Origin of the sequence: Catonella morbi ATCC 51271 (assembly GCF_000160035.2) — a bacterium.
In the GTDB taxonomy this organism is placed as follows: Bacteria; Bacillota; Clostridia; order Lachnospirales; family Lachnospiraceae; genus Catonella; species Catonella morbi.
On sequence record NZ_KI535366.1, the window covers coordinates 750,170 to 774,600 of the forward strand.

The 24,431-nt window shown below is 38.1% G+C and carries 18 protein-coding genes, 2 tRNA genes and 3 rRNA genes; 5 read left to right on the forward strand and 18 right to left on the reverse strand.

The features are described from left to right. Positions 1-63: 63 nt before the first annotated feature. From metA to GCWU000282_RS03440, 5 genes are all read right to left on the reverse strand, one after another. Entirely contained in the window at positions 64-975 is a 912-nt protein-coding gene (gene metA, locus GCWU000282_RS03420) for a homoserine O-acetyltransferase MetA (RefSeq protein ID WP_023353612.1), read from the reverse strand. Continuing rightward, positions 965-2,953 (reverse strand): NAD-dependent DNA ligase LigA, encoded by a 1,989-nt coding sequence (gene ligA, locus GCWU000282_RS03425; RefSeq protein WP_156913114.1) that lies wholly within the window; start codon positions 2,951-2,953, stop codon positions 965-967. Before ligA ends, metA begins: the two co-directional genes overlap by 11 nt. A gap of 8 nt (positions 2,954-2,961) precedes the next feature. After that, positions 2,962-3,666 carry a pseudouridine synthase gene (locus GCWU000282_RS03430; protein ID WP_023353614.1) on the reverse strand — a complete coding sequence of 235 codons (705 nt, stop codon included), beginning with the start codon at positions 3,664-3,666 and terminating at the stop codon, positions 2,962-2,964. Positions 3,667-3,678: 12 nt separating this feature from the next. After that, positions 3,679-4,539 (reverse strand): hypothetical protein, encoded by an 861-nt coding sequence (locus GCWU000282_RS03435; protein ID WP_023353615.1) that lies wholly within the window; start codon positions 4,537-4,539, stop codon positions 3,679-3,681. 94 nt (positions 4,540-4,633) lie between these two features. After that, complete coding sequence (locus tag GCWU000282_RS03440) at positions 4,634-4,891, reverse strand: hypothetical protein (protein ID WP_156913107.1); 258 nt, start codon at positions 4,889-4,891, stop codon at positions 4,634-4,636. A 231-nt stretch (positions 4,892-5,122) separates the two neighbouring features. Between GCWU000282_RS03440 and GCWU000282_RS03445 the strand changes: the two genes are divergently transcribed. Then, positions 5,123-6,298 (forward strand): AfsR/SARP family transcriptional regulator, encoded by a 1,176-nt coding sequence (locus GCWU000282_RS03445; protein ID WP_023353617.1) that lies wholly within the window; start codon positions 5,123-5,125, stop codon positions 6,296-6,298. A gap of 57 nt (positions 6,299-6,355) precedes the next feature. Here GCWU000282_RS03445 and GCWU000282_RS03450 read toward each other — a convergent pair whose 3' ends face one another. From GCWU000282_RS03450 to pulA, 12 genes are all read right to left on the reverse strand, one after another. After that, positions 6,356-6,838, reverse strand: coding sequence for an HD domain-containing protein (locus GCWU000282_RS03450; RefSeq protein ID WP_023353618.1), 483 nt, complete (start codon positions 6,836-6,838; stop codon positions 6,356-6,358). Continuing rightward, complete coding sequence (locus GCWU000282_RS03455; protein WP_035039195.1) at positions 6,825-7,634, reverse strand: putative ABC transporter permease; 810 nt, start codon at positions 7,632-7,634, stop codon at positions 6,825-6,827. The genes GCWU000282_RS03450 and GCWU000282_RS03455 overlap by 14 nt, the downstream gene beginning before the upstream one ends. 16 nt (positions 7,635-7,650) lie before the next feature. Continuing rightward, positions 7,651-8,769: an Ig-like domain-containing protein gene (locus GCWU000282_RS15740; RefSeq protein ID WP_051384112.1), complete on the reverse strand. Its 1,119-nt coding sequence runs from the start codon at positions 8,767-8,769 to the stop codon at positions 7,651-7,653. Positions 8,770-8,774: 5 nt separating this feature from the next. Beyond that, positions 8,775-9,110 carry a hypothetical protein gene (locus GCWU000282_RS03465; protein ID WP_023353621.1) on the reverse strand — a complete coding sequence of 112 codons (336 nt, stop codon included), beginning with the start codon at positions 9,108-9,110 and terminating at the stop codon, positions 8,775-8,777. A gap of 169 nt (positions 9,111-9,279) precedes the next feature. Then, the gene (rpsO, locus tag GCWU000282_RS03470) at positions 9,280-9,546 is read right to left on the reverse strand and encodes a 30S ribosomal protein S15 (RefSeq protein ID WP_023353622.1); all 267 of its coding nucleotides are present in this window, start codon (positions 9,544-9,546) and stop codon (positions 9,280-9,282) included. 136 nt (positions 9,547-9,682) lie between these two features. Beyond that, positions 9,683-10,522 carry a hemerythrin family protein gene (locus GCWU000282_RS16990; protein WP_023353623.1) on the reverse strand — a complete coding sequence of 280 codons (840 nt, stop codon included), beginning with the start codon at positions 10,520-10,522 and terminating at the stop codon, positions 9,683-9,685. Between the two features lie 217 nt (positions 10,523-10,739). Continuing rightward, positions 10,740-13,636: ribosomal RNA gene (locus GCWU000282_RS03480) — 23S ribosomal RNA — on the reverse strand. 779 nt (positions 13,637-14,415) lie between these two features. After that, positions 14,416-14,533 (reverse strand): 5S ribosomal RNA (gene rrf, locus GCWU000282_RS03485). Positions 14,534-14,732: 199 nt separating this feature from the next. Beyond that, positions 14,733-16,266 (reverse strand): 16S ribosomal RNA (locus tag GCWU000282_RS03490). The 16S, 23S and 5S rRNA genes sit together here, the layout of an rRNA operon. Positions 16,267-16,863: 597 nt before the next feature. Continuing rightward, positions 16,864-17,604, reverse strand: coding sequence for a MerR family transcriptional regulator (locus GCWU000282_RS03495; protein ID WP_023353625.1), 741 nt, complete (start codon positions 17,602-17,604; stop codon positions 16,864-16,866). A 174-nt stretch (positions 17,605-17,778) separates the two neighbouring features. Next, positions 17,779-18,273, reverse strand: a complete 495-nt coding sequence (locus GCWU000282_RS03500; protein WP_023353626.1) for a GNAT family N-acetyltransferase — start codon at positions 18,271-18,273, stop codon at positions 17,779-17,781. A 15-nt stretch (positions 18,274-18,288) separates the two neighbouring features. Further along, the gene (pulA, locus tag GCWU000282_RS03505) at positions 18,289-20,202 is read right to left on the reverse strand and encodes a type I pullulanase (protein ID WP_023353627.1); all 1,914 of its coding nucleotides are present in this window, start codon (positions 20,200-20,202) and stop codon (positions 18,289-18,291) included. 142 nt (positions 20,203-20,344) lie between these two features. Between pulA and GCWU000282_RS17625 the strand changes: the two genes are divergently transcribed. The 4 genes from GCWU000282_RS17625 to GCWU000282_RS03525 all read left to right on the forward strand — a co-directional run bounded on the left by GCWU000282_RS17625 (position 20,345) and on the right by GCWU000282_RS03525 (position 22,038). Next, positions 20,345-20,920 (forward strand): CDP-alcohol phosphatidyltransferase family protein, encoded by a 576-nt coding sequence (locus GCWU000282_RS17625; protein WP_207637269.1) that lies wholly within the window; start codon positions 20,345-20,347, stop codon positions 20,918-20,920. Positions 20,921-21,196: 276 nt separating this feature from the next. Further along, complete coding sequence (locus GCWU000282_RS03515; RefSeq protein WP_023353629.1) at positions 21,197-21,718, forward strand: cysteine hydrolase family protein; 522 nt, start codon at positions 21,197-21,199, stop codon at positions 21,716-21,718. 110 nt (positions 21,719-21,828) lie between these two features. After that, positions 21,829-21,900: transfer RNA gene (locus tag GCWU000282_RS03520), tRNA-Asn, on the forward strand. 67 nt (positions 21,901-21,967) lie between these two features. Continuing rightward, positions 21,968-22,038, forward strand: a tRNA-Cys gene (locus tag GCWU000282_RS03525). A 110-nt stretch (positions 22,039-22,148) separates the two neighbouring features. Here the strand turns inward: GCWU000282_RS03525 and GCWU000282_RS03530 are convergent. Continuing rightward, a complete protein-coding gene (locus tag GCWU000282_RS03530; protein WP_023353630.1) occupies positions 22,149-24,419 on the reverse strand; it encodes a glycoside hydrolase family 65 protein in 2,271 nt (756 codons plus the stop codon). Positions 24,420-24,431 lie beyond the last annotated feature (12 nt).

A 24,431-nucleotide genomic window follows, 5' to 3' on the forward strand; every position in this document is an offset into this window, starting at 1 on the left:
TCAGATTAATAAAAACGACTGCAAAATCAACTGTTATATACAGTTATCTGCAGTCATTTTTAATTATGATGTAAAATCATAAGGTGTGTTCTGATAAATATAATAATTTATCCAGTTCGTATAAAGCGTATTCGCATGTGCCCTCCAAGAAAGAGTCGGTCTGTTCTCAGGATTATTTTCAGGATAATAATTCTTAGGAATTTCTATAGGCAAGCCCTTGCCCTTATCCCTTTTATATTCAGCATCAAGTGTAACTCTGTCATATTCAGGATGCCCCATTACAAAAATCTTGCTTCCGTCTTTCGTCATAAAAAGAAACACTCCAGCATCCTCTGATTCCGCAAGTATAATTAAATCCTCATTATTTGCAATATCTTCTCTTTTTACGCCCGTATGTCTGGAATGAGGTGCATAGAAATAATCATCAAATCCCCTTATTAAAGGTTCTCTTTTATTGTATACCTTATGCGGATATATTCCAAATAGCTTTTCCTCAAACTGATACTTATCCACCCCATAATAATGGTACATTCCTGCCATGGCTGCCCAGCACAGATGCAAGGTAGATGTTACATGAGTTTTAGCCCAGTCCATAATCTCACAAAGTTCTTTCCAATATGCAACTTCTTCGTATTTTAAAGTTTCTACAGGTGCTCCCGTGATTATAAGTCCGTCATATTTTTTCTTTTCTATATCAGAAAAAGTAAGATAAAATTCATTCAAATGGCTTGTCGGTGTATTTTTACCTATATAAGTTTCAGTTGTCAAAAATGTAATATTTACCTGAAGAGGAGTATTGGAAAGAGCTCTCATAAGTTGTACTTCCGTATCTTCTTTAAGCGGCATTAGATTAAGGATAAGTATTTCAAGAGGACGAATATCCTGTGTCATAGCCCTGTTTTCGTCCATTATAAATATGTTTTCATCTTCCAGTATTTTTTTAGCCGGAAAATTATTTTTTACCTTAATTGGCATTATTACCTCCTACAAGTTCCAAAAATTCATTCTCGCTTATTATTTTAACTCCAAGCTCCTTAGCTTTCTTATTCTTTCCGGAATTAGAGGTTACGTCATTATTTATCAGATAATTTGTTTTGCCTGTTACGGAACCTGTTACCTTACCTCCCTTACTTTCTATAAATTCTGAAAGTTCTCTGCGGTTCTTAAACTTTTCCACATCACCTGTAATTACAAAGGTTAGGCCTGCTATAGCATTATTTACTTCATCATCACCCTCCGTATTTTGGTCATTTTCAGCACTTTTCTCAATATGTACTTCAGCCAGTAAATGCTCCAGAGTTTTAATGTTTTCATCCTTGTTAAAGTATTCTGCAAAGACTTTTGCCATAACCTCGCCTATGCCATCTATCTGCGTAAGCTCCTCTTCTTTAGCCTTTATAATCTTATCAAAGTCATTGTTAAAATATCTACAAATAAGCTTCGCTGTTGCAAGTCCGATATTTGCTATTCCCAAACTGTACAGTATCCTGACTGCCGTAGTTTCCCTTGCCTTATCAAGGCTTTCTATAAGATTGTTATATGACCTCTCTCCAAAGCCTTCCATAGTAACTATCTTTTCTTTATGATTTGCAAGTTTAAATACATCACTAAGCTCATGTATCATATTTTCTGCCACAAATTTCTCCAAGGTCATTTCTGAAAGACCTGCGATATTCATAGCATCTCTGCTTACAAAATGTGTCAGAAGCTTAAGCCTCTTAGCCATACAGTCCGGATTGGTGCAGTAAAGTGTCTGTACTCCTTCCTCATCTTTAAGCTCTGTTTTGCCCCCACATACAGGGCAGACTGTAGGAACCTCTTCTGCATTACTCTCGGTGAGATTTTCAAGTATCTGTGGAATTATCATATTTGCTTTATAGACCTTTATTCTGTCTCCCACCCCAAGCTTCAAGCTTCTCATTATACTCACATTGTGAACACTTGCTCTTGTAACAGTCGTTCCTTCAAGCTCTACAGCATCAAAAATAGCTACAGGATTGATAAGCCCTGTCCTTGAAGCTGACCACTCTATTTCACGTAAGGTAGTTTCCGCTGTTTCGTCTTTCCACTTAAAAGCTATGGAATGGCGCGGAAATTTAGAAGTCCTGCCAAGACTGTTACCATAAGCTATATCATTAAACTGGAGTACCAGTCCGTCTGAAGGAAGGTCGGAAGTTTTTATTCTGTTTTCATATTCTCTTACTTCCTTTTCAAGATTATCCCTGTTTACTAAAGGATGGTCAACTACCGTAAATCCAAGACTTTCAAGGTAGTTTAATTCTTCTTCTCTGGTCTTAAATTTTTCTCCGCCCTCCAAATCCTCATACACTATGAAATTCACATTTCTTTTAGCCGTAACCTCTGTAGAAAGCTGTCTTACAGAGCCACTGCAAAGATTCCTGGGATTCTTATATTTCTCAGCTACATCAGTAATTTCTTCATTTATTCTATTAAAATCAGAGTATTTTATTATAGCCTCTCCACGCACCATCAGACTGCCCTTATATGGAATTACCAGAGGGATATTTTCAAAAAATCTCGCATTTTCAGTAACAACCTCACCTATTTCACCATTTCCGCGAGTTAATGCTTCGACAAGTTCTCCGTTTTCATAGGTAAGTACAATGGTAAGCCCATCAAGCTTCCACATAAGTATACCCTCTTTATCCCCTAAAAATGAAGCAAGTTCTCCGACATCCTTAGTTTTACTAAGTGAAAGTCTTGGTTCTTTATGGGCTTTTTTAGGAAGTGAGCTTAATACCTCATAACCCACCTTTTTTGTCAGGCTTCCCGCAAGCACTATCCCTGTTTCATTTTCAAGTGCTTCAAGTTCGTCATACAGCTTATCGTATTCCGCATTGCTCATAATTTCAGTACTTTCGGCATAATAAGCCTTGGCTGCCTTATCAAGTACATCTATAAGCTCCTTCATCCTTTGCTTCTTTGAATTTATATCCATATCTACCTCAATTCCTTTATAAGCTCCTCATACTCTTTATCTGTTATGTTTCTGTAAGTACCTGACTTCAAATTACCAAGCTTGATATTCATTATTCTGATTCTTTTAAGTTTTAACACCTTATAACCAAAGTACTCACACATTCTTCTAATCTGCCTGTTCAGCCCCTGAGTCAGAATAATGTTAAACGAAGTTTTACCCGTACGTTTTAACGTACATTTTCTGGTTATTGTATCTAATATAGGCACACCTTCAGACATTTTCTTAAGAAATTCATCATCAAAAGGCTTGTCCACCTCAACCTCATACTCTTTTTCATGGAAATTTCTTGCCTTCATTATCTTGTTAGACAAATCTCCGTCATTACTTAGCAGGATAAGTCCTTCCGACTCCTTGTCAAGTCTCCCCACAGGAAAAATCCTCTCAGGATAATTTATGTACTCTATTATATTCACATCTTTTGACTTCGGGTCGGCTGTTGTACATACTATTCCTCTTGGCTTATTAAAGGCTATAAGTATTTTTTTAATAACGGGGGTTACAAGGTTTCCGTCAACCCTTACTTCATCGCTGTTCTTCACTACCGAACCTAAAAAGGCATGGTTTCCGTTTACAGATACCCTGCCCTCTTCTATAAGCCTGTCCGCCCCACGCCTGGAGCAGACTCCGGCTTCACTTAAATATTTATTTATTCTAACCGCTTCCATAATCACCCATATTTATGCTGATTTGCCGCTTTTTTTAGTTTTAGAAGAATCGTCCTTATTTTTTTTATCAGCTTTTTTATCTTTATCCTTATTCTTAGAGCTGTCTGTCTCCTCTTCACTTCCTGCCTGTCTGTTTTGAAGCTTTGTAAAGAAGTCAGCAAGTTTTTTATCATTTTTGATTTCATGTGCAAACTTTGTATTTACATCCGATAACAATGCACTTACATCATCCCTTTTTATATCTTCATCAATTATTTTCTGAACTTCATCTGCTAAAGGAGATAATATTATCTTAAAATCACCATTTGCATCCTTTCTTACATAAAAACCGTCTAAACTGGATGCTGCAGTATCTATCCCCTTAATCTTGGTTTCCGTTCTTGCATATACCATCATTGCATCATTTTCAGGACCGTCTATGGTATAGCAATCTACAAGCTTTATTGCTTCAAAGTTCTTCATCATCTGCGGCAGTTCTTCAATACCTGCATAATATATGTTATCAACCAGCTTGCCTATTTTATCCTTATCTACCGCCAGTCTTGCCTTAAGGTAATCTTCCACAAGTTTATTCACTTCAGGATAGGCATTCTTCATTAAAATACTTACTCCCTTGGCATTATCCGGATTTTCTGCAGCTATCCCCCCTGAAGATACAGTATTTTGAGCATCAGGTGAGTTCACATCTAAGTTTTCTGTGTCTATAGCTTTTACAGAGCTGTTACTTACTACTGTAGTATTATCTTTGGTAACTACAATCAAATTATCTGCGGCATTTGAGTCCAACGGCTTTTTTGTAGAAAATACTATCATTCCAAGCAACATCACCGAACAACTTGCTGTTATTATCATTTTTTTATATTTAAAACGCATCACAAACCTCACTTAATAAAAACAATATAGCTTTGGCTATTATACTATTTTTATAACTTTAATTCAAGGAATCAAGCTAATATATGAGAACTTTCTACTTCTTTTTTCCAAAAAATTCTGCCAAAGGATTTATAGTTTTAGCTTTTTCCAGTATCTCTGTCTGCTCTTTCATCAGATATTCCTTAAAAATATCAATCTCTTCATCTGAAAATCCTACATTTTTAATAAATACACAGCCCGGAATGATGGCTTCCGCTTCCCTTTTATCATAATCATCTATAAAACTTATAAATATCTTCTGCCTTCCATCCTGTTTAATCACAGGTGATACTACTATTTTAATATTTTCCATTGTTTCCACCCTCAATATAATCCTTGCCGCAAAACCTGTAAGTATTATAACATGTTTATAATATAAAATCATAGTTGCCAAACTTATTTTTAATCTGTATAATATAATATGTAATACTATTAATATTTTAAATTATATTACAGATATTTTACAGAACCTACAGAATATAATTCTTATCAGTCCTGTATTTTAACTTATTTAGATGATAAATTGTGTAGAGAGGTTTCAACTGTGGAAACAATTAGAATTTCGGTTTTAGGCAAGTTCAGTATTGAATATAATGGCAACATTGTATCTGATGATTTAAATCGTTCTCGCAAAATGTGGAATCTTCTTGCCTTTATTGTTATGAATCATGATACTGCAATTACTCAGTCCAGGTTCATTGATTCGTTATGGTCTGATGACAACAGCAATCCTATAAATGCTCTTAAAACTCAGCTTTTTCGTACAAGAGAAATGCTTAAGCCTTTGAAACTTGGTGGTGAAGGTTGCATCCTTTCAAGCAGAGGAGCTTATTCTTGGAATTCTGAGTATGACATTATTTTGGATGCCGAGTTATTTGAAGAGCTTGTTAATGATGCTGAAAATCCTTTACTTTCAAATCAAGAGCGAATTAATAAATATCTGGAAGCTCTTGAACTTTATAAAGGAGATTTCATACCTAAGCTTTCCGGCGAAGTTTGGACCATACCAATCAGTGCCAGATATCATAGTATCTATCTTGAAAGTGTAAAAAAACTATGTGTCCTTTTAGAAGATGAAAATGATTCTGATACAATTATAAAGGTAATACTTAAGGCCATAGAAATAGATAATCTGGATGAAAAACTCCACTGCCTGCTAATAATGGCTTATATAAGATGTGATCGTTATAAAGATGCTCTTGACCATTATGATTCTGCTACAAATATACTGTATAGGAATCTTGGAGTAAATCCTTCTGCTGAACTCAGGACTCTTTACAGTCAGATTATGGATACTCAAAAAGCTTTGGAAACTGACCTTGCTATAATTCAGGAACATCTTATGGAGAATTCCCTAGATGAAGGTGCTTTTTTCTGTGAATATGGCTATTTTGTAAAAACATACCAGCTTACCAAAAGACGGCTGGAGCGTTTAGGGCTTTCCACCTATCTATGCCTTGTTACCTTACAGACAGACAGAGGGCAGTCGCCTGACCTTACCAAACTTGACGGTTATATGTCAAAACTTCTTGCTGTACTTAATTTAAGCCTGAGAACAGGTGATGTCATTTCAAAATATAGCGGTGCTCAATACATACTGATGTTACCTTGTGTAAATTTTGAAAATGCTGATATGGTTATGAATAGAATTCTTTCCAATTATAAAAAGAAATTCAGAACTGATAAAGTCATATTAAATTACAAAATTAAAGAAGTATAATAATTCCCTCTTACTATAGGTTTTCCGGTAATATATAGTAAGAGGGATATTTTTTATTTAAAATCTCATTATAGTCTCAGTTGCAGATGTAAGCTTATCCGCTATACATACTATAACTGCTTCTCTTGATCTGGGAATCTTTGTCACGGTAAGCGGCCACATATGGCTTTTGATTATATGCTCTTCCCTTTCATCTATTCCAAAATCACGCTTGGCATTGGCAGCGGCATAACTTGGATGCATAAAACCATGTAATTTTAGGAATTCTTTTAGATTTCTGAATTTAGCCTTTTTCTTATGCCAGTCATAAAGAAAATAGTCATGTAAAAATGCACCTCGGACCAAGGCTCTCTCATCAGATTTCAACCTGAACATTTTATTTATTTTATAGCTCATAGCCGCTACTCTGAAACAATGATCATAAGTGGTAATCTTTCCATGCTGAATAAAAGTCCTCATCCTAAGTACGTGTTCATGCTCATGAATACCCTCAAGCAGCCTCTTAACTTCTTCTTTTATTTTTTCGTTATCTTTCATCATTCATCTTCCTTATCTTTTCTATTACCGGTAAAGTATTTACAGTTTCCTTAAATTTTTCTGCTATCCGTGCCTTACCTGTTGATTTGAATTTCTTCATGCTTTTAAGTGCATGCTGCTGAAGTATACCCATAGTGAGCGAATATTCACTTATCTTATCAGCTGTAAGCTTCTCGTATACTTCCATTTTATCAGCAATAAACTGCCTCTTTTCTTCTATAATCTGATAAGATGCCTCCATCCTTTCATTAAATTCATTTTCCATTTCTTCCATCTTCTTAACTAACTGCGTTAACCCTGAAACCGTAAGTGCCAAATCTGCACCAAAAAATGCTATTAACGCCATTGATATTCCTTCTATCGCTAAAGGCGGAACATTGGTAAATAATCCAAAAACAAAAGGTGATATATATTTTACCACAAAAATACCTGCTATGCCAAATCCTATTGAAGCAGGCAGACAAATCCTGCCATTTATATTTAAAGGCATATCGCTGTAATCCCACCACATTGCATGAAACAGCTTTTCAAGCACATATGAAGTCACATATTCCAAGACTGCACTTCCCAACATACATATAATAAATATCTGCCAAATTTGGGCTTCATTATTCTTAAATATTAAATTGAAAACCAGAGTGGCAATTATCCCCCCTGTTCCATATATCGGACAAACCGCTCCAAACAAAAAGCCCCTGTTATCCCAATGATGTGTTCTCAATGTACAGTAAATGCTCTCATATATCCAACCCATAAAACTGAATATAATAAAGCAGATAAAATACAGGCTTATTACCATATGTCCTCCCTTAAATTTAAGGTTTCCCTACAAATCCTCTGAAATCATTCTGAGTCCTGTTGGCAAATTCTATTCCTATAATAGGTTTTTCACCTTTATCAAATCCTAAAAATGTGTATCCCGATATTACTTCAACATGATATATATTTCGGTATCTTCCGTTATTAGCTGAACCTTCCATAAAGAAGAGGTCTCCGGGTTCAAAAACCATGTTATTTATATTTTCTCCTGACAACCCGCCTTGCACTATTCTGCCATTCGTATCATAGAACTTACCCATCGCAGCAGCTGTAGGTGCATAATTTGTGTCCATAATATTAAAACCAAATTTATGATATGCCCTCCAGGCAAGGGAGCTACAGTCATAGTATCCTTCTTCCATTCTTCGTGACTGACTGTATCTGCTTTTTAGTGAGTACGCTCTTGCCCATTCTACAACATTTTTACGCATTTCTGAGGTTATTGAGACCACACAGCCAAAGGTCTTACCGTTTACTTTAGCTGTAATCAGGGTATTTCCCTTTGCCTTTCCTATAACCTTTCCATCAGCACTCACCTCAGCTATTTCAGGATTTGCAGAGCTCCATTCAATTTTTCCGGCTCCTTCTCCCCTTATTCTGAGCTGATACGAGCCTCCCTCAGCAATCACTACCGATGTAGAAGATATTTCATTATCAATTATATTTACATCAAGATTAAATTTCTTTCCGTTTATATCAATGGTCAACACACTGATTCCTGTATTATATACATCTATAGTAAGTACATTTTTTTCAAGATAGGCTGCTATCTTCATATTTAAGTTTGAACTTGCCACACTTATATCTGCATTGTCAGACTCACTGAGCTCAACCTTACTGTTCACATCTATCTTGAAACTTGTAACCTCATTATCATAAGCACCTATCTTGGTTCTTTTGGCATTTAGTCTATTCTGCGACAGAGTCACCGCTGTCACATCTGCGAGATTTTTCTGTATTGCGGACTGAGTCGGAATACTTATGTTATTATTTTCTATAGGATTGTTATTCTGAGTATTAGTCACATCAGATTTATTCTCATTATTATTCTTAGCAATATTTGTACCAGTCTTTGCTATCCTTCTTTTTTCTATAATAATATTATAATCTGCCATAAAATTCAGATTTCCCTGTGTGTCCATACCTGAAATAACGACAGTTGCCAGTCCTTTTTTACTAATCCAATATTTTCCGTTACCAAATTGATACAGATTCTTACCATTCTCCGGTGAATAATAAAAATAAGATTGCTTTTTTTCTTATTTTTATTATTTTTCAGTTTTGGTATGAAGGTTACAAAGTCATCTTCTTTTATACGTATTTCTCCCGAAGTTCCGTTTTTTACTTTTACTATCCTATTTGCTGCCATAACCGAAACAGCCGAATAATTATATATAGCTGCAATAATCATAAACAATAATGAAAACTTTACAACTAATCTTACCTTTTTATACATCTATAAAATCCTTTCTAAGCAGGCTGTCTATATAATATTTCTTTAAAGCTATCACATTATACCACATATTTGTGTCATTTTTATAAATTTTTATTGTCTTTTATAAGAAAAAAAAGGGTACCCTAAGGCACCCTTCAGTGTTTGTGTGTTATGTGTTTTACTACTTTTATTACTTTCTAAGACCTAAACGAGCGATAAGCTTACGATAGCCCTCAAGATCCTTCTTCTGATAGTAAGCAAGAAGTCTTCTTCTCGCACCAACCATCTTAAGAAGACCTCTTCTTGAATGATGATCTTTTGCGTTAGCAGAAAGATGCGCATTAAGCTCTGCGATTCTCTCGGTAAGTATAGCTATTTGAACTTCAGGTGAACCTGTATCTCCCGGTGTTCTGCCATATTCTTTGATAATCTCAGCTTTTTTCTCTTTTGATATCATACTGTTCTCCTTTCATTAATTCACTGTCACCAAGCATAAGGTCGGAGTATCCATACGCTGAGTGAAAGTATTATATATGTGTATAAACACACTTTCATTAGTTTACCACAAGTGAACAAATAAGTAAAGAAAAATTTTATTTACATGGTATGAGCTTATCTACCTTTAATATATGGTTTACCAACCAATCTAGTAAGAAACTTAGCAAACCGTTAAGATACTCATCTTGATTTTCATCTACATCATCAAGATTTATATTCTCAATTTTTTCAACAAACATTGCATGAGCTCTTTTCTGTGCTTCCAGCCCCTCATAATTTATACTTTCCATATATGCTTCTTCATCTGCAAAATGCACCTTGGTATATTCTACAAGTTCCCCAAGGACATTGCTGATTTGATCAAATTTATCATATAAAAAGTCATTGTGTAGGACCGCATTTGCTTCCCCTATTATTTCAAACAGTCTCTTATGTTCCTCATCTATTTGCTCAACTCCTACAACATATTTCTCAGTAAATGCAAATGGATTTTCATTTTCTTCTACCGTAGTTTGAGTATCCGTTTTATTATCAGAAACTATAATCGGTTTACTTATAAGGGTATCTTTGCTGACAATATGACTATATAACCATCTTATCATAAATCTGATTATTTTATTAAGCTCATCTTTTGAGTTTTCCTCCGTAATTTCTTCTGCCTCTTTCTTAAACTCATCAAGTTTCTCGATAAACCATCTATGCTCTTTAATCTGTATTTCCAGCTCTTTATCCACAGTTTCAGTCATATACTCTTCTTCTTCCTTAAATCCATCAACTGAATAGGAATTTAGCTTATCCAGTATATTTCTGATCTTAGATAAACAGCTCTCCGAACTATCCTCTCTAAGAGCATAGTTCAAAGTTTCAAAATATTCCAGCCTTTTATTATCAATATTAACTATGCCTACAAAACAGTCCTTAGTAAAATTAAACATTAATCTCCCTCACATTTTTAGTAGATGACCTACCTGCGTATATATTTACAATTAAGTCAAATTAATAATCATTTTTATTTATTATAATAAAACCTATCTTTATAGTCAATTAAAAGGTTTTCTTTAACCTACCTTAACAAAAAAAAGAACACCTAAGTGTCCTTTCCCTCATATATCTTCAAAACTGCAACCGAATACAACATCTCTTTTCCTTACTTTGGTCAAGCCTTCGACCTATTAGTATCAGAAGGCACACAGATTACTCTGCTTACACCACTGACCTATCAACCTCATACTCTCTAAGGGGTCTTATTAGCCTACGCTATGGGATATCTTATCTTGGAGGGGGCTTCACGCTTAGATGCCTTCAGCGTTTATCCCTGCCAAACTTGGCTTCCCAGCCGTGCAGCTGGCACTGCAACTGGTCTACCAGCGGTTCGTCCATCCCGGTCCTCTCGTACTAAGGACGGCTCTCCTCAAATATCCTGCGCCTGCGCCAGATAGGGACCGAACTGTCTCACGACGTTCTGAACCCAGCTCGCGTACCGCTTTAATGGGCGAACAGCCCAACCCTTGGGACCTACTACAGCCCCAGGATGCGATGAGCCGACATCGAGGTGCCAAACCACTCCGTCGATGTGAACTCTTGGGAGTGATAAGCCTGTTATCCCCAGGGTAGCTTTTATCCGTTGAGCGATGGCATTCCCACTTACATACCACCGGATCACTAAGTCCTACTTTCGTACCTGCTCCACCCGTCGGTGTCGCAGTCAAGCTCCCTTCTGCCTTTACACTCTGCGAATGGTTTCCAACCATTCTGAGGGAACCTTTGAGCGCCTCCGATACACTTTCGGAGGCGACCGCCCCAGTCAAACTCCCCTCCTGGCATTGTCCCCTGCCCGGATCACGGGCAAAGGTTAGAAACCAGATACACGAAGGGTGGTATCCCAACATTGACTCCGCAGAAACTGGCGTCCCTGCTTCTCAGTCTCCCACCTATCCTGTACATCATATATCTAATCCCAGTACCAAGATGGAGTAAAGCTCCATGGGGTCTTTCCGTCTTGGCGCAGGTAACCAGCATCTTCACTGGTACTTCAATTTCACCGGGTGCATTGTTGAGACAGCGCTCAAATCATTACGCCTTTCGTGCGGGTCGGAGCTTACCCGACAAGGAATTTCGCTACCTTAGGACCGTTATAGTTACGGCCGCCGTTTACTGGGGCTTAAGTTCGTACCTTCGGATTACTCCTAAGCACTCCCCGTAACCTTCCAGCACCGGGCAGGCGTCAGCCCATATACATCACCTTACGGTTTCGCATAGACCTGTGTTTTTGCTAAACAGTTGCTTGAGCCTATTCTCTGCGGCCTGTATCTCTACAGGCACCCCTTATCGCGAACTTACGGGGCCATTTTGCCGAGTTCCTTAACAATGCTTCTCCCGCCGGCCTTGGGATACTCTCCCCATCCACCTGTGTCGGTTTACGGTACGGGCTCTGACTACACAATAGCGGCTTTTCTCGACGGCTCTCCCAGAAGCTTCCCTACTTATATTTCGGTCCGCATCACACAGTTCAATTACCCGGGCGGATTTGCCTGCCCGGCATAAACCATGCTTGCACCTGAATCCTTTACAGGCACTTCCTGAATCTCCGTGTCCCCACATTTCTGATAGCCAGAGGTACTGGAATATCAACCAGTTGTCCATCGCCTACGCTTCTCAGCCTGAGCTTAGGTCCCGACTTCCCCAGGGAAGATCAGCTTTACCCTGGAAACCTTGGATATACGGCCTGAAGGATTCTCACCTTCATCTCGCTACTCATTCCGGCATTCTCTCTTGATAACTCTCCACGGCTCCTTACGGTACCGCTTCTTCGTGTTATCAATGCTCCCCTACCAACATACCTTACGATATGTTCCATTGCTTCGGTGTTATGTTTCAGCCCCGGACATTTTCGGCGCAGGACCTCTCGACTAGTGAGCTATTACGCACTCTTTGAATGAATGGCTGCTTCTGAGCCAACATCCTAGTTGTCTTCGAAACCCCACATCCTTTACCACTTAACATACACTTTGGGACCTTAGCAGATGGTCTGGGCTGTTTCCCTTTTGACTGTCCGACTTATCTCATACAGTCTGACTCCCGGTAAACATCTATATGGCATTCGGAGTTTGATACGCTTTGGTAGACTTTGACGCCCCCGCAGCGATTCAGTGCTCTACCTCCATTAGACTATACCGAGGCTAGCCCTAAAGCTATTTCGGGGAGAACCAGCTATCTCCGAGTTCGATTGGAATTTCTCCGCTACCCACAGCTCATCACCGCCTTTTTCAACAGACGTGTGTTCGGACCTCCATCCACTTTTACGCAGACTTCATCCTGGCCATGGGTAGGTCACCCGGTTTCGGGTCTGCCGTTACTGACTTATCGCCCTGTTAAGACTTGGTTTCCCTTCGGCTCCGTACCTTAAGTACTTAACCTGCCAGCAACGGCAACTCGCCGGACCGTTCTACAAAAAGTACACGGTTGCACGTTAGTCGTGCTTCCGCAGCTTGTAGACACAGGGTTTCAGGTTCTCTTTCACTCCCCTCCCGGGGTTCTTTTCACCTTTCCCTCACGGTACTATACTCTATCGGTCACCAGGTAGTATTTCGCCTTGGAGGGTGGTCCCTCCTGCTTCCTACGGGGTTTCTCGTGTCCCGTAGTACTCCGGATACCACTGAATCACAGTCTGTTTCGTATACGAGGCTTTCACTCTCTATGGCCGGCTTTCCCAAAACCGTTCTACTACCTACTGCTTCTTCGTCTGTGGTCCTCAACCCCCAAGGATAAATCCTTGGTTTGGGCTTCGTCCCCTTTCGCTCGCCACTACTTAGGGATTCGATGTTTCTTCCTCTTCCTCCGGCTACTTAGATGTTTCAGTTCGCCGGGTTCCCTCCGTATGACTATGGATTCATCATACGGTGACAGAAGTTCTTTCTGCCGGGTTTCCCCATTCGGATACCTGCGGATCAATGGATATTTGCTCCTCACCGCAGCTTTTCGCAGCTTATCACGTCCTTCTTCGGCTCCTGGTGCCAAGGCATCCGCCCTGCGCCCTTTGTAACTTGACCTGAGTTGAGATGGGAAAGCCAGATGTCTATGGGACGTCGTTGCAAGCTTGCTTGTAAACGGCGGTCTATAGACAGATGGTGGCGTTTCTACGAAACGCCTATCACGAGCGGAAATACGAAGTATTTCTGCGAGTGACCCATCTCAACTGTATTTTAGATAACTCATTTGGTTCTCTTTAATGATTCTATAACAGCTAGCGTACTGTTATAAAATCTTTTAATAATTATCTTATTCTTTTCATTAAACAAAAAGAATATATGAAGTTCTTTCTCGCTTACGCTTGAAAGAACGACCTGTTTTCTATATTCACACTTCGTTTTCAACTTGTGTTCATCAAGAAAACAATGTCTCGATGTTGTTTCATATCTAGCTGTATATCTCTTAATGATTAAATCACTAAAAGCTATACTTGCATAAATATTTGTTCGGTATGCAGTTTTCAAGGTACATTTGACTGTGGTTACAAGCTGTTCTTCCCATTTGAGAAGTCTTAGCTCATCTTCAATCAGTCATTTGATATAATCAAGGTTTGATAACTAATCTTTAGTCTTTGATTACATCAAATCACTAATCGAAGTTTTTAGTCTTCTAATTATTATTTTTAAGCTAATCTGTTATTTCAATTTTTAATTCTTTTTAGTTACTTCCGTTCGAGCTTCGCTCTCACTCGAAGAGTGTAGGGTTTATTAGAGGAAGTTCTTTCTCACTGCGTTCGAAAGAACGACTTAAATTCTAAACTCGCTCTGCGTCTTCGACTTGAGCTCATTAAGAATTTAATGTCTGGCAGCCACCTACTCTCCCACACCGTCTCCAGTGCAGTACCATCGGCCGCCCGGGCCTTAACCTTCGTGTTCGGGATGAGAACGGGTGTTACCCCCGGGCGCATCGCCACCAGACGTATTTTGTTACCCAAAACTTGCAACTCACGCCTTCCTTCTAGCTCGAACTCACTTCATTCGTCCTCGCTAGAGTAAGTCGCAGTGTGTCTGCTCATAAAAATTTGTCTGAAAGCAAGCTTTCACAAATTTTTCTTTCGCATCCACGTTGCTCGTTGATAACTAAACAGTAAGACAATCTCTACTTCTTCTTCCTTAGAAAGGAGGTGATCCAGCCGCACCTTCCGATACGGCTACCTTGTTACGACTTCACCCCAGTCACCAGACCTGCCTTCGGCAGCTCCTCCCTTGCGGTTAGGCCACTGACTTCGGGCATTTCCGACTCCCATGGTGTGACGGGCGGTGTGTACAAGACCCGGGAACGTATTCACCGCAACATTCTGATTTGCGATTACTAGCGATTCCAGCTTCATGTAGTCGAGTTGCAGACTACAATCCGAACTGAGGCAGCCTTTCTGAGATTTGCTCCGATTCACATCTTCGCTTCCCTCTGTAACTGCCATTGTAGCACGTGTGTAGCCCCGGTCATAAGGGGCATGATGATTTGACGTCATCCCCGCCTTCCTCCGAGTTATCCTCGGCAGTCTCTTTAGAGTGCCCGGCCGAACCGCTGGCTACTAAAAATAGGGGTTGCGCTCGTTGCGGGACTTAACCCAACATCTCACGACACGAGCTGACGACAACCATGCACCACCTGTCTCTCCTGTCCCGAAGGACTACTGACATTACTCAGTATTCAGGAGGATCTCAAGACCGGGTAAGGTTCTTCGCGTTGCGTCGAATTAAACCACATGCTCCACCGCTTGTGCGGGTCCCCGTCAATTCCTTTGAGTTTCATTCTTGCGAACGTACTCCCCAGGTGGAATACTTAATGCGTTTGCGACGGCACCGAAAAGCTTATGCCTCCCAGCACCTAGTATTCATCGTTTACAGCGTGGACTACCAGGGTATCTAATCCTGTTTGCTACCCACGCTTTCGAGCCTCAGCGTCAGTTTTGGTCCAGCAGGCCGCCTTCGCCACCGGTGTTCTTCCTAATATCTAAGCATTTCACCGCTACACTAGGAATTCCGCCTGCCTCTCCCATACTCAAGTTTTACAGTTTTGGGAGCAGTCAGGGGGTTGAGCCCCCTGCTTCCACTCTCAACTTGCAAAACCGCCTGCGCTCCCTTTACACCCAGTAAATCCGGATAACGCTTGCCCCCTACGTATTACCGCGGCTGCTGGCACGTAGTTAGCCGGGGCTTCTTAGTCAGGTACCGTCATCATCTTCCCTGCTGATAGAGCTTTACATACCGAAATACTTCTTCACTCACGCGGCGTCGCTGCATCAGAGTTTCCTCCATTGTGCAATATCCCCCACTGCTGCCTCCCGTAGGAGTTTGGGCCGTGTCTCAGTCCCAATGTGGCCGTCCGACCTCTCAGTCCGGCTACCGATCGTCGCTTTGGTAGGCTTTTACCCTGCCAACTGGCTAATCGGACGCGGGCCCATCCTATACCTGATTGCTCATTTCCCGATCAAATCATGCGATTTAACCGACTTATGCGGTCTTACCAGCCGTTTCCAGCTGCTATCCCCCTGTATAGGGCAGGTTGCCCACGCGTTACTCACCCGTCCGCCACTAAGAATTACAGGCTTCCATCCGAAAACTTCCGTCCGTAATCTCCGTTCGACTTGCATGTGTTAGGCACGCCGCCAGCGTTCATCCTGAGCCAGGATCAAACTCTCATATAAATATGTTTGTTTGGAAGTTCTTTCTCGCTTTGCTTCGAAAGAACGACTAATTTTCTAAACTCATACTTCGCAGAAGCTTGTATTCGTTAAGAAAATTATGCCCAGAACAAGCTGACATTTATCATCTCTTGCTTATTCCGTTATCAACCGGCTAAAGTTGATAATTTTTACTGTTTTATAAGGATGTTCTTTCTCGCTAAGCTTCGAAAGAACGACTTAAATTCTAAATTCATACTTCGCCTGCGGCTTGTATTCATTAAGAATTTAATGTCAAGGTTGTATAAGTATTACTACTCATACGCGTTCGTTTGAATTTTCAAGATTGTCTCACTATTTAATTATCAAAGTTCTCTGCCTCAGAAACTGCTTATTTGCTACATTTATAATATTTTTACTAAGCGACTTCTTGTGAAGCAACGGATAATATTTTACCATAGAACGGGTATGTTTGTCAACAACTTTTATAAAGTTTTTTGAAATAAGTTTGATATTTTTTTAACAATATCCTTATACCGCTTATTTTGCCCTATTTTTCAGATGTTTTTGTTAAACTATTAAAAGGGATTCTAAAATATCATCAGAATCCCTTCCGAATTTTTATCTTCTTTCTTCACTTACATATTGCTGAATTGTATCGCAGGCATATTGCGCTGTTCCTTCTCCAAACTGATCTATATTCTTTTTGAACTCAGGATTTTTGGCATAGCCATAGCCAATACCTGAAAGTGCTTCAAGCGAACAGTCAAATGACCATTTACATAGATGCTTATGAAGTTTCCTTGCAAGTTCGACATTTTCTTTTGCTGTAGCCTCAATTCCATTTGAATGATTCTCTGCAAAAGCAAAGAAAATATTGTTGAATCCGTCAACAACCTCTTTTTCATTATCTTTTTGCCTGTTTACCGACTCTTCTATAACTTCTTTGCCATACTTATCCATTGCCTCTTTCTTGTACTTCTCATTGTCCTGATATGTAAATCCCTTAAATTTTTCTTCCATAGACATAATAGTTCTCCCTTCTTTTGCTCTGATTGTTTTTTCCAATGTGTCTATAAGCGTCAGAAGTCTTTCCTTTTCATTTTTCATTAAAATAAGCTGATTTCTCAAATGAGGCAGACATTCTTTTTCTCCTGTTGTCAGCAATTCTTTAATCTGTTTAAGCGGAAAATTCAGATATTTATAAAACAATATTGTCTGTAAAATCTGCAAGTCTTCTTCACTATAATATCTGTAACCATTCTCATGCTTTTCCGGAGATAGTAGCCCAATCTCATCATAATGGTGTAAAGTGCGCACCGATACGCCACTGATTTCACTTACTTTTTTGATCAAATACATTTCTGTTTCCTCCTGACAAATCAGAGTATATACTATTACGTTACGTTATGGTCAATAGGTTTTTTAAAAAATAATTTAAGAAACGATTAGTTTCTTATTGCTTATCGTTTCTTAAATTTATCAATATAGTATTTATTCTTTTTGTAAATTAAACAAGTCCAGATTTATCCGTTTCTATTTAAATCGAAAAACATATCTTACAGCCATCAATGCTTTACCACCGATTTTTTCTTCCATATAATCCTCACAAACTTCAAATCCGTAGTTTTCATAAAAATGCCTGGCTCTTCTATTTCCCTCAAGCACCCATAGAAATACTTCCCTAAATCCTTCTTTTCTTAACTCACTCATTACAGTATCCATTATTTTTTTGCCATATCCTTTACCAATGTATTTCGGCAAAAAATATATCGAGATCACTTCACCTGAGTCCTTATATTTTTCGATTCTTGATTTACCAAAGGTGCTTGTTCCTATATATTCACCATCCTGAACACAAACCATAGTGTTCCATCCGGGGATTTCCAAGCTATTACTCCAGTGTCCTTCCTGAATAGCATCTAAGTAGTTTTGCGGAATAATACCACTATAAGCATACCTCCAACTATCTTCATATATCTTGCTTATTTTATTTTTATCATCAGATGAAGTAATGTATCTTATGTCCATCAATCTACCCCTTTCCTACTTCTTCCCCAAAAACACAGCACTGCTTCCCTGAACCTCAATCTCACCTGTTAGAACTTCGTCAGATGCTCCCTTTCCAAAGCTGTCCGAATCAAGCAATACCTTATAATCTCCTTCAGGAAGTTTCACCTTAACAGCCTCATCATTTGCATTAAAGATAATAACAGCTTCTTTATATAAAGGTTCTGCAGTTTCTATTGTCTTATTAACAACCTTAACACCTAATAACCCTTTCTCCTTTATAAAAGTTTCAATATTTTTGCCGGCATCAGAATCTTTATCACAAAGTCCTGTAAGCTCTTTACGCAGTTTAATCAGAGACTTGTAATACTCTACCATGTCCTTGTTTTCTTCTACAAGATTCCAGTCAATTCTGTTTAACTCTATCGGCATATTGAAGGTATTATGCTCACCATTTTTGGTTCTTAAAAACTCCTCGCCCGAATAAATAAATATTCTTCCCTGACAACTCATATAAATAGCTGCAGCAAGTTTGTACTGTTTAAGCCTTTTTGCCACATCCTTGGTTGTAATACTGAGTTTGTCCCAAAGAGTGTGATTATCATGGCAGGAAACATAACTGATTATATGTTTAGGAGACAGTCCGAATGAAGTCAGTCCTTTCTCTATATCATCTATGAAGTTTACATCTCCGTTCACAAATCCGACCTCATCCTCATAAAATACATGACCTTTTATTGAATCCCTTATATCATCCGAGAAAATTCCTATATACTCATCAAGTTTTGCAATATTCTTTTTATACGAACCTTCTGCTCCCTTTTCCATATAAGACGCTTCCGCAGACCATGGTTCTCCGTAAATAAGTTTTTCACCACGCCCGTATTTCTCATCTAGGACTTTCTGAATCTTATTCATTACGTCTACCGTAAGCAATCCCATCAAATCAAAACGAAAACCGTCTATATGGTATTCTTCTGCCCAATAAAGTACTGAATCAATGATATATTTTTCCGTCATAGGCATTTCAGAAGCTATATCATTGCCACAGGCTGAACCATCTGAGAGGTCGCCTTTTTCATCTATTCTATAGTGGTAGTATGGCATAGTCTTTTGTAGACTCGTATCCAAATCAAAGGTATGATTGTAGACCACATCCATAATAACTCTAAAGCCTTTTTTATGAAGTGCCTGAATCATTTCCTTAAACTCAATAATACGCACTTCTCCGTTAGCTGCATCTGTAGAATATGAACCATCAGGTATATTATAATTAAGCGGATCATAACCCCAGTTAAACTGTGCCCCTGTTCCGTCTTCATTAACCGAAGCATAGTCATAGACAGGCATAAGCTGGATATGATTAACACCAAGTTCTTTTACATAATTCAGACCTGTAGGAATTTTGCCTTCATTTCGTAAACTTGTATTATCCACAGAAAACGCTTTATATGTCCCCCTGACATTTTCAGGAAATCCGCCTTCTTTAGCATAGGAAAATTCCTTGACATGAAGCTCATAGATTATATCTTCCACTTCTCTTTCGGGCGCTTTGTCATTTTCCCAGTCCTTCGGATTGGTCTCATTTAAGTCAATAACCATGCTCCTTACACCGTTAAGCCCGCAAGCCCTTGCATAAGGATCTGAAGATATGCTTTCTTTCCCTTCTATAATCAGCAGGTAGTCATAGTATTTTCCTTTTAAGTTTTTATCTGTCTTATATTCCCATACTCCCTTGGCTTTTTTCTCCATAGGAAATACAACCCAAGGCTCGCCACCTGTACCATTTTCAAAAAGTCTTAAATCTACTTTTTCCGCAATAGGCGACCAAAGCTTAAACACAGTTCCCGCTTCACTTGAGCTTACTCCGAGTTCACCCTCATAATTATATTTATCTTCAAATTCTTTGCTTAAATAGTAATCCTTTAGTCCTCTGGCTCTCATATTCATAATCGGTTAAAAGTCCTTTCCAAATAGCTTATATATTGAAATTGTGCTTGATTATACCATGTTATTTAAAAAAATACTATGCAAATATAAATAAATTAGGTAAAATACAGTTAGTTCAATATAACTCCGGAAAGGATATATCGTGTACAATCATTTTTTTATTTTTAAAAAGATTTTAATAAACGTACTAACATTATCAAGAATACCAATTACAATAATGTTTAACTTTAGTTTATTTTATGAAAAAAACAAATTACTTATTTGCAGTCTGCTATTTTTAATTATAGCTCTAACAGACTTTTTTGACGGAAAACTTGCCCGCCATTACAAAGTAACAAGCAAATTTGGCTCCATATTAGACGTTGGAACAGATTTCTTTTTTATCTTTACTGCAAGTTATCTGCTGTATACACGTGGGTTACTTCCTGTCGGTATAGTTATAATTATAATTGTTAAGTTTGCAGAATTCTGCTTGACCTCATATTTGATTAACAGAATGTCTAATATAGATAAAGCTTTATTCTTTGATAAAATAGGCCGATTTGTAGCCATTATATTATATTCATTACCACTGTTTGCCTTGATATCAGACAGCTGTTTGCCTCGCAGTTTGTCACATCCGATAATGTTTTATATTGTTTTGCTGATTATAGGCCTATCCACAATTTCTGTTTATAACCGGATTAGCAGGCTTAGACAATCTAAAGCAAATATATAATTTAGCCTAAATTGGACTTAGGTTACGGAACATCCACGATAAACTGGCCGATATATGTTAATAAGAATTAGATTCATTCATGTTGAACCTCCTTCTTTATTTATGATATAATGTGAACACTTAATGAATGCGAGCTGTAAAGCGAAGCATGAATTTAGTGATGACGCACCGAAGGTGCTAGTGCTGTGCAAACGAGCCGATTTTGGCAAAGACTGAACTTAGTACTTATGATATAATGTGTAACAAGTTGAAATAATCTGACTGTCAGGAGAATATATGAAAAAATTATTATTAGTAATCGATATGCAGAAAGACTTTATAGACGGCTCGCTTGGAACTAACGAGGCGGTAGGGATAGTAAACAATGTAATCAGCAAAATTAAAGAATATCCGGCTGAAAATGTATTCGCCACCAAGGATACTCATGAAGATAATTATCTAACTACCAAAGAAGGAAAACACCTTCCTGTAGAACATTGCATCCGCGGTACTGACGGCTGGGATATAAACTCCGAAATAAAAAAACTCATCCCTGCTTCCAATATATTTGAAAAGGGAACTTTCGGCTCTGTTAAGCTGGCAGATAAAATCAGAGAAATAGCCGCTAATGAAGATATTTCCATAGAAATAGTAGGACTCTGTACAGATATTTGTGTTGTCTCCAACGCGCTTTTGATAAAAGCTTATTTACCTGAAATAGATATTACGGTTGATTCTTCCTGCTGTGCCGGTGTAACTCCTACCAAGCATGAGGCAGCCCTTGAAACTATGAGGTCTTGCCAGATTAATGTTGTGTAATTATCTGATAATTATATGTATTATACCTAATTTGTCCTAAAATATATTAAAATACAATTTCTACTTGAAAATTCTTCTCTATGGTGCTATACTGTTATGGCAGTCGATAATCCTCAATAGCTCAATGGTAGAGCGCACGGCTGTTAACCGTGATGTTGTAGGTTCGAGCCCTACTTGGGGAGTTTATATTAAATTCTTGACTAAAGAGGGCATTAAGCGAATCTTGAGTTCAGAATTAAATTTTAATAAGGCGACATAGCCAAGCGGTAAGGCGTGGGTCTGCAACACCCTGATCACCGGTTCAAATCCGGTTGTCGCCTCTAAAAAAACAGATTTTCTCGTTTAGAAAATCTGTTTTTTTATGCGTAAAAGTATGCCACAAATGTAAATTTTCCCTCAATTTTTTCAAGTGCAAACAAGGAACAGTTTCTTAACTGATGTTCTTAACCTCATACCTATTGTCACCATAAACCGTTATTTCCAAAAGTTTTTCTCTGTGATGCAATCTAAACTTCAAGCTTCGCCACTCCTTCGGCATACTGGGCTTAATACTCAATTCACCCGCTTCATCAATATCAACTCCTGCAAATCCAAAAATAACCACCTGCCAAACTCCACCTGCATTGGCTGCATGTATACCTTCTCTTGTATTTTTTTGTAAGTTTAGCAAATCGATAAATGCTGCTCTTTTCAAATACCTGTATGCCTTTTTCGCATCACCAATTTTAAGCCCTGTTATAGCATATATACTTGGACTTAACGAAGAACCATGCAGGGTTCTTTTTTCATAGTAATAATAATTATCCTTAATTTCCTGCTCAGTAAATTCCTCACGAAGCAAATGAAGTAACATAACAATATCTGCCTGCTTAATCAGCCTCGTCTTATAAACAGGTATTGTTTTTAGAATTTCAGGTCTAATCGGCCAATCATTTTTATCATATTTTTCAATAATACAGTCCTCTAACTTGAAGTATCCTTCAAATTGCTCAAGTATATTTACTCCTTCCATTTTAGGAAGGTATATTTTATCCGAAATTTCTCTCCATAGGGTGCTTTCTTCATCTGTAAAATGCGTTTCCTCCAGAATACTGTAATAAATTTTACTATTCTCAGCCTTTATTTTATCAAGACTTCTCTTAACATAAAGCAGATTCCATCGCGCCAAATAGTTGGTGTAAACATTATTATCTACAGGTTCATGCCACTCATCAGGCCCTGTTACCTTACGAATTTCATATCTATCTTTTTCAGATATATACTCACATCTGCTCGCCCAAAATCTGGCCGTTTCTATAAGAATATAAATTCCCTTATTGCAGAAAAAATCTATATCTCCGGTAATCCTTGTATAGTTATATATACCATAGGCTATAGCTGCGGTTACATGATGTTCATAATCAGCAACATAGCATCTGTAGCAACTTCCATCAGGCTCTATAGTATACGCCGGACATTGTTCACTACCATCATCCGCCGATTCCCATGGATATTGAGCACCTTTGAATCCATTTTTCCTTGCATTTTCTTTTGCTGCATTAAGAAGTTTATATCTGTAAGTTTCTAAATTTCTTGCTATATTAGGAAATACGTACGAAAAGAATGGCAGCATAAAAAGCTCGGTATCCCAAAATGCATGACCTCCATACTCTTCACCGGTCAATAATTTGGCACCTACGTTTATATTATCATTTACTTCACTTCCGGTGCTCATAAGATGGAATATATTAAACCTTACTGCTTTATTTAATTCCTTGTCACCATCAATCTTTATATCCGCTATGTCCCACATGCTTTTGTATTTTAAGCAATGCTCTTTAAGCTCTTCAAAGATTCCTTGATTTAAAAATCCGGTAATTTCATTTTCAGATTTTAACTTTATATCATCCTTATCTACATCGTTTTCAGTGAATACAGATATATATTTTATAAAAGTTGCTACTTCACCTGTTTCTAAAGTTACATCCCCAAATTCCGAAGTGAGTTCTCCAAATGCATTAAACTTGCGATTATTCAAAATTAATTTCTCATCTTTATATGCTTCTACATAAGAACCCACACCCACATGAAGTTCATTATCTCTTGTAGCAACTTCAATATAATTTCCGCCCGACGAATTAAGCTTTTCATTTCTAACTAACTTAGTGTGCTTTACTTTAAATCGAGGTGCATCCAGAAAATTTATAATTCTTCCATCAGTTTCACTTTCAACTTCTATAATTCCGCCATAATTTAACGGAGTAAGGTTATATATAATTCCAATTCTATGTATATTCTTTCTACTGACAAAACGACATCCTTCTATCTTAGTCTCTCTACCATATTTATCTTTAAGTATCAAACATTTCCAAAGAATACCGTTCTTTATGTCAAGTTCTCTTGAATATTTAAGAATTTCACAGTTTTCTATACCAATCAGTTCTTTTTCAATATAAAATTTTATTCCTAACGGATTTGGCAAAGCAACAAGTTCTCTCATAAAAGTTTCTGATTTATCAAACACACCATTTATAAAAAAATATGGAAGTGTACTTTTTGTCCCTTCTTCATGGCTGCCTCTGATACCAAGATAGCCATTAGACAGAGCAAATAAACTTTCATAATTAAGATTTTCTTTTTCCTCATATTTATTTTCGGGTATTATAAATTCTTCTTTACTTTTAAGATTTCTAATCTTATCTACAAAAATATCTGAACTCATCTATTCGCTCCT